We start from the raw sequence: 12561 nt of genomic DNA on the forward strand, positions 1-12561 counted from the left end.
CTTCAGGCCCTTTCAAATCCGCGTGCGACTTCCCAGTCGGTCACGATGCGGTCAAATTCTTCTTGTTCCCACGCCGCGCAGCGGGTGTAGTGGTCGACCACCGCATCCCCGAAAGCCTCGCGCAGGAAATCTGAGCCACGCAGGGTTTCGGTTGCCGCGCGCAGGGTCTGCGGGATATCGGCGGCTTTGGCGTCTTCATAGACGTCGCCAGTAGTGGGGGCGGGCAGGGGCATCCGGTCTTCAATCCCCTTGATCCCTGCGGCCAGCATCGCGGCCTGCGCAAGGTAAGGGTTCAGATCCGAGCCACCGATGCGACATTCCACCCGCACGCCTTTGGTGCCCTCGCCGCACAGGCGGAACCCGGCGGTCCGGTTGTCCACGGACCAGACGGTTTTCGTGGGCGCAAACGTCCCTTTGGCAAAGCGTTTGTAGCTGTTGATGTAGGGGGCCAGAAAGAACGTGTAATCGGGTGCATAGGCAATCAGCCCGGCCATATAGTTTTTCATCAGCTCCGACATGCCCAGCGGGTCGGCGTCGTCAACAAAGACCGGCGTGCCATCCTGCCACAGCGATTGATGCACATGGCTGGAACTGCCGACCCGGTCGTGGTGCCACTTGGGCAGGAAGGTCGCGGCATGACCCTGCGCCCATGCGATTTCCTTGATGGCGTTTTTGGCGATGGTGTGGTGATCGGCACACAGCAGCGCCTCTGAATAGCGGATGTTCAGCTCTTCCTGTCCTGCCTCGGCCTCGCCCTTGGAGTTCTCGATCGGCAGGCCAGCCGCGTATAGATGGTTGCGGATGGGCCGCATGACCCCTTCTTCCTTGGTGGTCTGGAAGATGTGGTAATCCTCGTTATAGCCGCTGATTGGCGCCAAATCGCGAAAACCGCTCTTTCGAATATCGTCAAAGGATTTCTCAAACAGGAAAAATTCAAGCTCGGTGGCCATCATCGCGTCAAATCCGAGCGCTTTCAGCCGGGCGATCTGCTTTTTCAGCATCGCGCGCGGCGAATGGGGCACCTCGGCGTGGGTGTGGTGATCAAGGATATCACAGAGCACCATCGCGGTGCCCTCCAGCCATGGCACGGGCCGGATCGTGTCCAGATCGGGCTGCATGACATAATCGCCATAGCCGCCCTGCCAGCTGCTGGCAGCATAGCCTTCGGGCGTTGCCATCTCAAGGTCCGTGGCCAGCAGGTAGTTGCAGCAATGGGTTTCCTTAAAAGACGTCTCCACGAAGTTGACCGCGTGAAAGCGCTTGCCCATCAGGCGGCCCTGCATGTCGGGAAAACAGGCCAGCACCGTGTCGATGCTGCCGTCGGTAACGCGCGATTTCAGATCATCAAAGCTGAGGGTGCCGGGCATGTGTGTGTTCTTTCGTCATCAGGGGGAGGTGGGGGCGACCGCAAAGCCGCCCCGCACGAAATCAGGTATAGCGGTAGGGACGACCGGCTTTCAACATGTCGGAATTATACTGTTTGAAGATATCAACGACGCGGCGTTTGACGTCGGATTCCGCGGCGATCTCTTCCCAGAATTCCAGTGCTGCGTTTTCGACGGTGGACCATTCTTCGTCCGGGATCGTGGTCAGTTCCAGCTTGCTGCCGTTGACGCGCAGGTTCGCCTCGCCGCCCCAGTACCACCACTGGCGATAGTAATGTGATTGGTCGCAGCACACCCGGAACAGCGTTTGCAGGTCTTCGGGCAACTCGTTCCAGCGGTCCATATTTGCAAAGAACGACCCGGCCCAGGCACCGGAGATGTTGTTGGTCAGGAAGTAGTTGGTCACATCCGCCCAGCCGACGGTGTAATCCTCGGTGATGCCGGACCATGCGATGCCATCCAGCTCGCCCGTTTGCATGGCGACCTCGATGTCTTCCCACGGCAGGTTCACAGGGACCACGCCGAACTGCGACATGAAGCGGCCCGCCGTAGGGAAGGTAAAGACGCGCTTGCCCTTGAGGTCTTCGAGGCTGCGGATCGGGTCCTTGGTGGCAAAGTGGCACGGATCCCATGCGCCCGCAGAGATGTGTTTGACGCCAACGGCGGAATATTCCTCGTCCCAGATCTCGTTCAGGCCGTATTGGTTGAACAGCACCGGCACATCGAGGCTATAGCGCGATCCGAACGGAAAATAGCCGCCGAACACCGTGACTTCGGTGGGGGAGGCCATGCTGTCGTCATCCGATTGGACGGCGTCGATGGTGCCGCGCTGCAGGGCTTGGAACAATTCGCCCGTAGGTACGAGTTGGTCGGCATAGAACAGCTCGATCTGCATTCGGTCGCCCGCGATCTTATTGAACATCTCGATGGCCGGGTCGATCACATGTTCGGCCAGGGCAGCCCCGGCATAGGTCTGCATGCGCCATGTGATCGTGCCCTGCGCAATTGCGGGGGCCGCGAAGGCGGCGGGGGCGGCCACGGCGGCCCCTTGGATAAACTTACGTCTGGTTGTCATAGTGGTTCTCCTTATTGGGTTATGTCAGGTTGGCCTGATCTTGGTTGGTTAATTTCCATAAACATATTCCGGCAGCCAAAGCGCAAGGCCGGGAAAGAGCATTACCAGCGCCAGCGCGCCCACCATGATCATCACAAACGGCGTGATGGAGGCATAGATGTCGCGCAGGGATATTTCGGGCGGGGCCATGGCGCGCATCAGGAACAGATTGTAGCCGAAGGGCGGGGTCATATAGGCGATCTGCGTGGTGATCGTGTAGAGGATGCCGTACCAGATCAGATCGAACCCCAGCGCGCCCACAAGCGGCACATAAAGCGGGGCAACGATAACCAGCATCGCGGTGTCATCCAGAAAGGTACCCATCAGGATAAAGCTGAGTTGCATCAGGATCAGGATCATCCATGGGTTCAGATTCAAGCGTTCGGTGAACAGGCTCTCAATGGCCTTCACCGCGCCCAGCCCGTCAAAGACCGCGCCAAAGGCGAGCGCGGCGAGGATGATCCACATGAACATGCAGGTGATGCCCAGCGTGTTGCGCACCGAATTCTCGAAGACTTCGCGCGTCATGCGGCCCTTGAAGACGGCGGCAAAGAAGGCGGCCAGCGCCCCGATGGCAGAGCTTTCGACCAGCGATGTCCAGCCGTTGACAAAAGGCACCATCATCACGGCAAAGATCGTCAGTGGCAGCAGACCCGCGCGCAAGAGGCGCATCTTTTCAGCGCGGGGGATGTCGCGCTCCTCCGCAGCCAGCGCTGGGCCAAGGGCGGGATTTATCCGGCAACGCAGCGCGATGTAGAGGATGAACAGGGCGGCCATCATCAGCCCCGGAATGACACCCGCAAGCCACAATTGCCCCACAGGTTGCCGCGCGATCATCGCATAGAGCACCAGCACCACCGAGGGCGGCACGAGGATGCCCAAGGACGATCCGGCCTGAATAACACCCGTGACCATCCGTTTGTCATAGCCACGTTTCAGCAGTTCCGGCAGCGCAATGGTCGCGCCAATCGCCATTCCCGCAACCGACAGCCCGTTCATGGCGGAAATCAGCACCATCAACCCGATTGTCCCGATGGCTAGCCCGCCCCGCACGCCGCCCATCCAGACGTGGAACATGCGATAGAGGTCATCCGCGATTTTGCTCTCAGACAGCACGTAGCCCATGAAAATGAACATCGGCAGGGTCAGCAGCGGATACCATTTCATCAGTTTCATCGCGGCAGCAAAACCAAGATCATACCCGCCCCGATCCCCCCAGAGGAGCAAGGCGGCAATCACCGCAACAAACCCAATCGCGCCAAAGACCCGCTGACCCGTCAGCAGCATCAGCATCATGGTCGAAAACATCAGCGTGGCGATCAATTCATAGGGCATCAGATGGTCTGACCTTTCAGGCGCAGCACGTCCTTGAACAGCTCAGAGACGCATTGCAGCAGCATCAGGAAAAACCCTACGATCATCACGGCCTTGATCGGCCACATATAGGGTCGCCAGGCCGACGATGATCGTTCCATCCGGCCGACTTCCTCGGTGCCGATCAAGACGCCAAATAGATAGGAAAACGGCGCGTCTTTCCAATAGCCCAGTGAATAGGCCGTGGAACTGACCGCGCCATAAAGCAACACGCTGAGGTAAAAGATCAGGAAACACACGGTTATCAGGTCAAACCACGCTTTGCGCCGGATCGACCATTCACCATAAAGCAGGTCCATCCGCACATTCGCCCCCAGTTGGATCGAATAGGGCCCGCCTAGGATATAATAGCCGACCATCACGAACTGCGCCATTTCCAGCGTCCAGAGCATGGGCAGAAAGAACGTCTTGCTGACCGAAGACCACAGCAGGATCGCCATCAACACGAATATCCCGTACATCGCCACGCGCCCAAGGCGATAGTTGACCGCATCAACGCCGCGAATATATCCCCGCATCAGACCCTGCATGAGATGTCCTTGCTTTGCGTGACTGCGTCCGCGACCCAACGTGACATCTGTATCGCCATAGAGGTCTGCGCGTCCGCTGTTTCGATCAGATCGTTGCGAATTTCGATCATCACATTGCGGCGGCCCTGCGGCAGCGCGTGTTCTTTCAAGGTATGTGTGACTCCATCGGCAGGCCCGTAAGGATCATTGCGCCGGGTCACAAACGTGCCGGTTTCGGCCTCCAACATCGCGTCGGCAAGCCGTGTATCCTGATCATGCAGGATGCCGACCTCAACCTCTCTTTGGATGCCTTGGTAGATCGGGGTGAAACTGTGGATCGTCACCACAACGGGATCAGGCTTTGTGGACAAAACCTGCTTCAGCCGGTCGAAAAAGGGGGTGTAGTATCTGGCCACCCGGGTTTCGCGGTCATTTCGTGTCAGGTTTTTGTTGCCGGGGATGTCGAAAACTTCGCTACGCTCCGGCATGGCGCTGGGCGCATCGGGCGGGCGGTTGCAGTCATAGACCAGCCGCGACACCTTTGACGCCACCAATGGTGCGTCTAATTGCCGGGCCATTTCACAGGCCACGGCCTTGGCACCGGGGTCCCAGGCCGCATGGCTGTGCCGCGCCTCGGCGGACAGGCCAAGATCATTGAGCGCAGTTGGAATGAACGCACTGGCGTGTTCGCAAACCAACACAATATCCGAAGCGCCCGAGGCATTCAGCACCTCGACCACCGCGTCATTGTTCATCTGTTGCGTCTGATTCATCTACACCCCTGTTCGATAAAGTGCTTGCCACAGCGAAGATATGTCAACAAAATTGTGAAAAAAATATCACAGTCGTGCCGCTGCTGGTAATTTTGTGAACAATTTGGAGGGGCGTATGGCAGAAGCCGAGCAGACCATATCGGATCGTATCCAGCAAAAGCTGGAAGACCTCACGCGTGCCGAGCGGCAGTTGGCCCTCTCAATTCTCGAAAATTACCCGGCCTCTGGTCTTGGTCCTTTGACCGCGCTGGCCAAGGATGCCAATGTGTCGGTGCCGACGGTGGCGCGGATGGTGCAAAAGCTGGGGTACAAAGGCTACCCCGACTTTCAGGCCGAACTGCGCGAGGAATTGCGCGCCAAGGTCAAAAGCCCCATCGCCAAGCATGAAACATGGGCGGAGGCTGCGCCCTCGGGTCATATCCTCAACCGTTTTACCGATGCGGTGATCGACAACATCCGCCACACGCTGGGCCATATTGATCCGGCAGGCTTTGATGAGGCCTGTGCGCTGGTCGCCGATCCCGCGCGGCATCTCTATATCGTGGGGGGGCGGATCACGCATACCATGGCGGAATATCTTTTTCTGCACATGCAGGTGATCCGCCCGAACCTGACGCATGTGCAGTCCACATCAAACAGCTGGCCGCACTATTTGTTGAATGCGGGCAAGGGGGATGTCTTTGTGATTTTTGACGTGCGGCGCTATGAAAACAACACGCTGAAGCTGGCGGAACTCGCCCATGCGCGCGGCGCGCGGATCGTGCTCTTTACCGATCAGTGGCGATCGCCGGTGCATCCGCTGGCCGATATCACGCTCAGCAGTCGTATCGTTGTGCCCTCGGCGTGGGATTCAGCCGCCACAACATTGCTGTTGGTCGAAACGATGATTGCCGCCGTGCAGGGGCTGCATTGGGACGAGACCAAAGAGCGCATGCAGGAGTTGGAAGACATCTTTGACAGCACCAAGCTGTTCCGAAAATTTACCTGACGCTGCGGGATTAAAAGCCAATGGCGCAGCCGTCTTTGCGTGGGTCGGAGCCGGCGACATACCCGCGCCCCGGCTGGCGGTGAATGAGCTGCGCGCCGCCAAAACCAAAGGCATTGTCCGGGGTTTCCAGCGTGATGTCATGCCCCATCGCGCGCAGGGTCGAAATCGTATCGGGGGCCATGGTCGTTTCGCATGCGACGCCGAGACCTTGCGTCACGCGCCAGCGGGGGGCATCCACCGCCATCTGTGGGTCCTGACCCCAGAGTTGCGTACGCAACACCATCTGAACATGCCCTTGCGCCTGCATGGGGCCCCCCATGACCCCAAAGCTCATCAGGGGCGCGCCGTCGCGCATGAGGAAGCCGGGGATAATCGTATGAAACGGGCGTTTGCCGGGGGCGATGTGATTTTGATGTGATGGGTCAAGAGAAAACCCGAAACCCCTGTTTTGCATTGATATTCCGGTATTCGGCACAACCACGCCGGACCCAAAACCCATATAATTAGATTGAATGAATGAAACCATCATCCCACTTGCATCTGCTGCGCTCAGATACACGGTGCCGCCGCGTTTCGGCGCGCCTGATTTAAAGTCGCTTGCGGTGTTCACATTGATTTCCGCCGCCCGCGTTGCGAGATACGCATCGTCCAGCAAGTCCTGTGCGGTGACGGATGTCATGTGATCCGCATCCGCCACGAAGCCTTCGGCGTCGCGCAGGGCAAGTTTCATGGCCTCAACCTGTAAATGGAAAGCTTGCGCGCTGTCAGGGTCAAGGTCGCGGATGTTGGTCTGGGACAGGATACCCAAGCCCATAAGCGCCGCGATGCCCTGACCGTTTGGCGGGATTTCATGCAGCGTTACCGCGTCAAAATCGCGCGCGATCGTACCGCACCAATCCGCCTTGTGCGCCGCCAGATCCGCCGCCGTCAGCGCGCCGCCATGAGCCTGCGCATGCGCTGCGATTTCCTCGGCCAGCACACCTTCATAGAACGCTTTCCCTTTGGTTTCGGCGATCAGTCGCAATGAACGGGCGTGACCGGCACTTTGGAAATATTCGCCTGCGCGCTGGGCGCGACCACCGGGAAGGAAAGCATCCGCAAAGCCGGGCTGAGCGGCCAGTTGCTCTGCCGCGCGCTGCCATAATTTTGCAATGACGGGCGAGACAGGAAATCCGTGTTCCGCATAGTGGATCGCTGGTTCAAACAAGGCCGCAAAGGGCAATTTGCCAAAGCGGTCCGACAGCGCCACCCAGGCCGACACCGCCCCCGGTACAGTGACAGAGCCCCAGCCGTGCATCGGTATCTGATCAAGCCCGGCAAACCGCTCAGGTGTATAATCGGCCGGCGCACGGCCGGATGCGTTCAACCCATGCAAGTCCTGCCCGTCCCACAAAATGGCAAAGGCATCTGAGCCGATGCCATTGCCTGTCGGCTCAACGACGGTCAGCGTGATCGCCGTGGCAAGGGCGGCATCCACCGCATTTCCGCCCTGCGCCATCATGGACACCCCGGCTTGCGTGGCCAGCGGATGCGAGGATGACACGATGTTATCTGCCGCAACAGCAGAGCGTCGCGAGGGATAGGGGTGATGAGCGCTGAGTTCCATGCGGTGGTCTGTCCTGCGTGTTGGTCATTGTACCAAGGTCTGTGGCCTGACGCGCGCGGAGTCAATCGGGGCGGTTGTGTTTTCAGTGATGCCGTGCTGGTCTTGAATGGCCCTGTCTAACGCGCCAGCGCCAGTATACCGTCAACATCCGCATGAGCTTCAAGATGCGTCGCCAGAGCATCAAGGGTGGTTTCAACCGTCGCCGTGTAGGATGCGTTCTGCGTGACATCGAACTGTGCAAGCCATTGCGCCCTGAACGCATCATCCGTGAACATACCGTGCAGATAGGTGCCCATGACCCGCGCGTTCTGACTGATCGCACCATCGGGTTTCCCGTCAACATAAGCAAAGGGGCGGGCGCAGTCGGGCCCTTCTGTGCGGCCAACGTGAATTTCATAGGCGGGGAACATCGCGCCGCTCTGCGCGTGTTTCGCTGTGATCCGGGCGACCCGTTTTTGCGGCGTCATGACCGTGGTGATGTCCAGAAACCCCAAACCCTCCGTCGTGCCGGGGGGGCCTTCTATGCCATCAGGGTCGACAATGGACTGCCCCAGCATCTGATACCCGCCGCACAAGCCCAGCACATGGCCGCCACGGCGCAGATGCGCGGCCAGATCAATGTCCCATCCTTGCGCACGCAGGAAGGCCAGATCACCCCGCGTTGATTTGCTGCCCGGCAAGATCACGATATCCGCATCCGCAGGCAAAACCTCACCGGCGCGCAGCATGGTCATCTGTACGTCCGGTTCATGGCTCAGCGGGTCCAAGTCATCGAAATTTGCGATGCGAGACAGGTGCAGACACACGATGTGTAGGCCGTCTTTGCGAGTTGGCGTTTTGATATCATAGGCGTCTTCAGCCGGGAGCTTCCAGGCATCAGCAAACCACGGCAGCACGCCAAAGCCGGGCCAGCCAGTATGGTTTTTTATGATCTCATAGCCTTCATCAAAAAGTTTCGGATCGCCGCGAAACTTGTTGATAAAAAACCCTTTTATCATTCCTGCGTCAGCGCGCGATATCACTGCTTGCGTACCTACCACCTGCGCGATCACACCGCCTCGGTTGATGTCTCCACAAAGCAGCACGGGAACCTGCGCCGCCTCAGAAAAGCCCATATTGGCGATATCATTGCTGCGCAGATTCACCTCTGCCGGGCTGCCCGCGCCTTCGACGATGATCAGATCATATTGCGCCTTGAGCCGGTTGAAGCTGTCGAGCACAGGGCCGAGCAATTTCGGTTTCAGCTTTGCATAATCGCCCGCCGCAACGGAGGTCATGCGCTGGCCCTGAACAATCACCTGCGAGCCGGTTTCGGTTTCAGGCTTGAGCAGGATCGGGTTCATGTCCACCGTCGGGTCAAGCCCGCAGGCAAAAGCCTGCAAAGCCTGCGCGCGGCCGATCTCGCCCCCGTCCGTCGTGGCTGCTGCGTTGTTTGACATGTTTTGCGGCTTGAACGGCGCGACAGATATTCCGCGACGCTTGGCAGCGCGGCAAAGCCCTGCCACCAAAAGCGACTTGCCTACATCAGAGCCTGTGCCCTGCAGCATGATCGCGCGACCCATGCGCGTTACCCTAGAACTCGATGCCTTTTTGGGCAACGACACCATCTTTGAAAGGATGTTTCACCAAAGTCATCTCGGTCACGAGATCTGCGGCCTCAATCAGTTCAGGCTTGGCATTGCGCCCGGTCAGGCAGACGTGGGTCATGTGTGGCTTTTGCGTCAGCAGGAAATCGACCACCTCGTCGATGTTCAGATAGTCATAGCGCAGCGCGATGTTTATCTCATCCAGCAGCACGAATTGAATGTCGGGATCGAGGATTTGTTCTTTCGCGATCCGCCAGCCATTTTCCGCCGCAGCAATATCGCGCGCCCGGTCCTGCGTTTCCCATGTAAAGCCTTCGCCGGAAACGAAAAACCGGCATTCATCCGCATAATTGTCACGCAGGAACGACTTCTCGCCCGTGTCCCAGTTGCCCTTGATGAACTGGACCACGGCGCATGGAATCTTGTGCGAAATACAGCGCATGATCATCCCGAAACCAGACGATGATTTCCCTTTGCCCTTCCCGGTATGCACCATGATGAGACCCTTTTGTTCGGTCTTTTGCTCCATCATCTTGTCGCGTGCCGCTTTGATCTTGCGCATCTTGGCGTTGTGACGTTCGTTTTCTTCAGACATGCTGAAATTCCCCGTGCTGGTGTTGGCGCAGTTAGTGCATTCCCGCTGAGCAGCGTCAACCACCACCGGATCGAATTCGCAGCACCGGGCGGGATAATTCCGATGTCGGCCCCTCCGTCATGTCTTGCCCCTTGCGCGACACCATGAGGGCCGCAATAAAAGTACCAAGCATCAAAACCAAGTGGGGAGAAGTCGAAATGCATAAGGTCCTGGCCATTTCCATCATTGCGTCAATGATTGCCGTGGGCGGCGCGCAGGCGCAAAGCTGCCACGAGGGCAAGACCATCAGCGCGGGCAAGCTGACCATCGCCACCGGCAACCCGGCCTATTACCCTTGGGTGCTGGATGATGCACCGGAAAGCGGGCAGGGGTTCGAGGCGGCAGTGGCCTATGCGCTGGCGGGCAAGATGGGGTTCATGCAGGGCGACGTGATCTGGACCCGCACGTCCTTTGATCAGGCGATCCAGCCGGGGGCAAAAGACTTCGATCTGAACATGCAGCAGTTTTCCATCACGGAACAGCGCGATAAAGTCGTGGATTTTTCACTGCCTTACTACACCGCACCGATGGCAGTGCTGGTGCGTGGCGCGGACGGGCTGACCGCTGATATGGCAACATTGAAACGGTTGAAATGGGGTGTCGTCGCGACCACGACCGCGCTGCCGGTGGTCATGGAAAAGATCGCGCCTGAAAGCCCTACGCTGATTTATGACGACAATGTCAATGTGGTTGAGGCCATGAAAGCGGGTCAGATAGATGCAGCACTCTTTGATCTGCCCACCGCGCTTTATCTGGGGGCGGTTGTGTTGGAGGGTGGGCAGGTGCTTGGCCAGTTTACCGCCGATGAAACCAAGAACCCTGATCATTTCGGCGCACTTATGACCGAAGGCAACCCGCTGAAGGAATGTGTTGATGCGGCACTTACGGAGATGAAAGCCGATGGCAGCCTTTCCGCTATCGAGGCGCAATGGTTGCAGGAAGCAGCCGGTGTGCCACTGATCCAGTGAGCCGGTGGTGAACCGCAGACAGGCATACGAGGCCCACCAGCGGCGTCGGTCGCTGAGCATTGCGGGCGTGAGTACGGCGCTTGTGCTGGTTGCAATGATCCTGCTTGTGCCGCTTGCGCCGGGCTGGCAAGCCGTCAAGGCCAGCTTTTTTGATGCGTCGGTTTTTGTCGATACCTTTCCGACCCTTTTGCAGGCCTTCATGATTGACGTGATGATTTTCGCATGGTCGGTGCCGCTGATCCTCGGACTGGGGCTTGCCATTGCGCTGGCCCGCGGCGCACGCGCGCCGGCCCTTTTCCCGCTGCGGATATTCGGGGCCGTCTATGTGGATGTGTTTCGCGGCGTGCCGGTGATCCTGACCATCTATCTGATCGGGTTTGGTATTCCGGGGCTTGGTCTGCCGCGCCCTTGGAATTCACCCTACATCTGGGGAACGGTGGCGCTGGTGCTGACCTACTCGGCCTATGTGGCCGAGGTGCTGCGCTCAGGCATCGAGAGCGTGCATGCCAGTCAGCGCAACGCCGCCATCTGTCTGGGCCTGTCGGAGCGGGACACCATGCGCTATGTCGTGCTGCCGCAGGCCATCCGCCGCGTGGTGCCTGCCAACATGAACATGCTCGTGGCCCTTCAGAAGGATGTGGCACTGCTCAGCTTTATCGGCCCGGTCGAAATATTGCGTCAGGCGGGCATCTACAAAAGCCTGCTGGCCAATTTCACGCCTTATCTGGTGGCTGCAGTGATCTTTTTGATGGTGACCGTGCCCGCCACGCGCTACGCCGACTATCTGTTGAACCGAGACCGCAATGCCCGAAGCTAAACTGTCGCTGCGCGGCGTGCAGAAATCCTTTGCGGACAATCAGGTTCTGTCCGGTATTGATCTGGATGTGCATGCGGGCGAAATGATCTGCCTGATTGGCGCGTCGGGGTCGGGAAAATCGACGCTCCTGCGCTGCATCAACCAGCTTGAAGCGATTGATGAAGGGTCAATCTGGCTTGACGGTGTGGATATCTCGGAACCGGGGATTGCTCTGGCCCCGATCCGGCGGCGCATTGGCATCGTCTTTCAATCATACAACCTGTTCCCGCATATGAGCGCGCTTGAGAATGTGCAACTGGCGCCGCGCCGGGTGCTTAAACAATCGGCGGATGCCCGAACCGACAAGGCCGAGGCGTTGTTTAACCGCTTTGGCCTCGCTCAGCATTTGCATAAGTATCCCGATCAGCTGTCAGGGGGGCAGCAGCAGCGTGTCGCCGTGATCCGTGCGCTGGCCATGGAACCCGAAATCATGCTGTTTGATGAAATTACGGCGGCCCTTGATCCTGAACTCGTGGGCGAGGTGCTCAGCGTTTTGCGCCATCTGCGCGCCGAGGGTATGACGATGTTGCTTGCGACCCATGAAATGGGCTTTGCCCGCGAGGTGGCGGATCGCATCTGCTTTATGGATGGCGGACGTATCCTTGAGCAGGGGAAACCGGAGCAGATATTCACGGCACCGCAAAAACCACGGACCCAAGCCTTTCTGAAAGCAGTGCTGCGATAACCCTTTGCGCTGCCGTGCAGAGGTTCGGCCGAATAAACGGTTGCAAGTTCCGGAAGCGCCGTTAACGTCGCAACTCCAAAAAG

General features: G+C 58.6%; 12 protein-coding genes. 4 read left to right on the forward strand and 8 right to left on the reverse strand.

The genetic code is table 11. From position 1 onward, the window contains the following. Positions 1-2: 2 nt before the first annotated feature. The 5 genes from K5Q35_RS01235 to K5Q35_RS01255 all read right to left on the reverse strand — a co-directional run bounded on the left by K5Q35_RS01235 (position 3) and on the right by K5Q35_RS01255 (position 5155). Positions 3-1367: a glutamine synthetase family protein gene (locus tag K5Q35_RS01235; protein ID WP_220798141.1), complete on the reverse strand. Its 1365-nt coding sequence runs from the start codon at positions 1365-1367 to the stop codon at positions 3-5. 61 nt (positions 1368-1428) lie between these two features. Beyond that, complete coding sequence (locus tag K5Q35_RS01240; protein ID WP_220798142.1) at positions 1429-2460, reverse strand: TRAP transporter substrate-binding protein; 1032 nt, start codon at positions 2458-2460, stop codon at positions 1429-1431. Between the two features lie 48 nt (positions 2461-2508). Beyond that, positions 2509-3834, reverse strand: a complete 1326-nt coding sequence (locus K5Q35_RS01245; protein ID WP_220798143.1) for a TRAP transporter large permease subunit — start codon at positions 3832-3834, stop codon at positions 2509-2511. Beyond that, positions 3834-4403, reverse strand: coding sequence for a TRAP transporter small permease subunit (locus K5Q35_RS01250; RefSeq protein ID WP_220798144.1), 570 nt, complete (start codon positions 4401-4403; stop codon positions 3834-3836). Before K5Q35_RS01250 ends, K5Q35_RS01245 begins: the two co-directional genes overlap by 1 nt. Then, the gene (locus tag K5Q35_RS01255) at positions 4391-5155 is read right to left on the reverse strand and encodes an N-formylglutamate amidohydrolase (RefSeq protein ID WP_220798145.1); all 765 of its coding nucleotides are present in this window, start codon (positions 5153-5155) and stop codon (positions 4391-4393) included. The genes K5Q35_RS01250 and K5Q35_RS01255 overlap by 13 nt, the downstream gene beginning before the upstream one ends. Positions 5156-5270: 115 nt before the next feature. Here K5Q35_RS01255 and K5Q35_RS01260 point away from each other — a divergent pair, with 115 nt between their 5' ends. Continuing rightward, positions 5271-6143 carry a MurR/RpiR family transcriptional regulator gene (locus K5Q35_RS01260; protein WP_220798146.1) on the forward strand — a complete coding sequence of 291 codons (873 nt, stop codon included), beginning with the start codon at positions 5271-5273 and terminating at the stop codon, positions 6141-6143. A 10-nt stretch (positions 6144-6153) separates the two neighbouring features. Here K5Q35_RS01260 and K5Q35_RS01265 read toward each other — a convergent pair whose 3' ends face one another. The 3 genes from K5Q35_RS01265 to cobO form a co-directional block, all read right to left on the reverse strand. Further along, entirely contained in the window at positions 6154-7749 is a 1596-nt protein-coding gene (locus K5Q35_RS01265; protein WP_220798147.1) for a gamma-glutamyltransferase family protein, read from the reverse strand. Between the two features lie 116 nt (positions 7750-7865). Beyond that, a complete protein-coding gene (locus K5Q35_RS01270) occupies positions 7866-9311 on the reverse strand; it encodes a cobyric acid synthase (RefSeq protein WP_220798148.1) in 1446 nt (481 codons plus the stop codon). A gap of 10 nt (positions 9312-9321) precedes the next feature. After that, positions 9322-9930, reverse strand: coding sequence for a cob(I)yrinic acid a,c-diamide adenosyltransferase (gene cobO, locus K5Q35_RS01275; protein ID WP_013961255.1), 609 nt, complete (start codon positions 9928-9930; stop codon positions 9322-9324). A gap of 197 nt (positions 9931-10127) precedes the next feature. Here cobO and K5Q35_RS01280 point away from each other — a divergent pair, with 197 nt between their 5' ends. The 3 genes from K5Q35_RS01280 to K5Q35_RS01290 are packed head-to-tail and all read left to right on the forward strand — an operon-like array spanning position 10128 to position 12478. Continuing rightward, the gene (locus K5Q35_RS01280; protein WP_220798149.1) at positions 10128-10937 is read left to right on the forward strand and encodes an ABC transporter substrate-binding protein; all 810 of its coding nucleotides are present in this window, start codon (positions 10128-10130) and stop codon (positions 10935-10937) included. 4 nt (positions 10938-10941) lie between these two features. Beyond that, the gene (locus K5Q35_RS01285; RefSeq protein ID WP_220798150.1) at positions 10942-11754 is read left to right on the forward strand and encodes an amino acid ABC transporter permease; all 813 of its coding nucleotides are present in this window, start codon (positions 10942-10944) and stop codon (positions 11752-11754) included. Then, positions 11741-12478, forward strand: a complete 738-nt coding sequence (locus K5Q35_RS01290; protein WP_220798151.1) for an amino acid ABC transporter ATP-binding protein — start codon at positions 11741-11743, stop codon at positions 12476-12478. Before K5Q35_RS01285 ends, K5Q35_RS01290 begins: the two co-directional genes overlap by 14 nt. Positions 12479-12561 lie beyond the last annotated feature (83 nt).

Source organism: Roseobacter sp. OBYS 0001 (assembly GCF_019654895.1).
Lineage (GTDB): Bacteria > Pseudomonadota > Alphaproteobacteria > Rhodobacterales > Rhodobacteraceae > Roseobacter > Roseobacter litoralis.

Coding starts and splice junctions, on each gene's coding strand:
- K5Q35_RS01280 (WP_220798149.1), top strand. CDS start 10,128: ATGCATAAGGTCCTGGCCATTTCCATCATTGCGTCAATGATTGCCGTG.
- K5Q35_RS01270 (WP_220798148.1), bottom strand. CDS start 9,311: ATGGGTCGCGCGATCATGCTGCAGGGCACAGGCTCTGATGTAGGCAAG.
- K5Q35_RS01245 (WP_220798143.1), bottom strand. CDS start 3,834: ATGCCCTATGAATTGATCGCCACGCTGATGTTTTCGACCATGATGCTG.
- K5Q35_RS01260 (WP_220798146.1), top strand. CDS start 5,271: ATGGCAGAAGCCGAGCAGACCATATCGGATCGTATCCAGCAAAAGCTG.
- cobO (WP_013961255.1), bottom strand. CDS start 9,930: ATGTCTGAAGAAAACGAACGTCACAACGCCAAGATGCGCAAGATCAAA.
- K5Q35_RS01235 (WP_220798141.1), bottom strand. CDS start 1,367: ATGCCCGGCACCCTCAGCTTTGATGATCTGAAATCGCGCGTTACCGAC.
- K5Q35_RS01250 (WP_220798144.1), bottom strand. CDS start 4,403: ATGCAGGGTCTGATGCGGGGATATATTCGCGGCGTTGATGCGGTCAAC.
- K5Q35_RS01265 (WP_220798147.1), bottom strand. CDS start 7,749: ATGGAACTCAGCGCTCATCACCCCTATCCCTCGCGACGCTCTGCTGTT.
- K5Q35_RS01255 (WP_220798145.1), bottom strand. CDS start 5,155: ATGAATCAGACGCAACAGATGAACAATGACGCGGTGGTCGAGGTGCTG.
- K5Q35_RS01290 (WP_220798151.1), top strand. CDS start 11,741: ATGCCCGAAGCTAAACTGTCGCTGCGCGGCGTGCAGAAATCCTTTGCG.
- K5Q35_RS01240 (WP_220798142.1), bottom strand. CDS start 2,460: ATGACAACCAGACGTAAGTTTATCCAAGGGGCCGCCGTGGCCGCCCCC.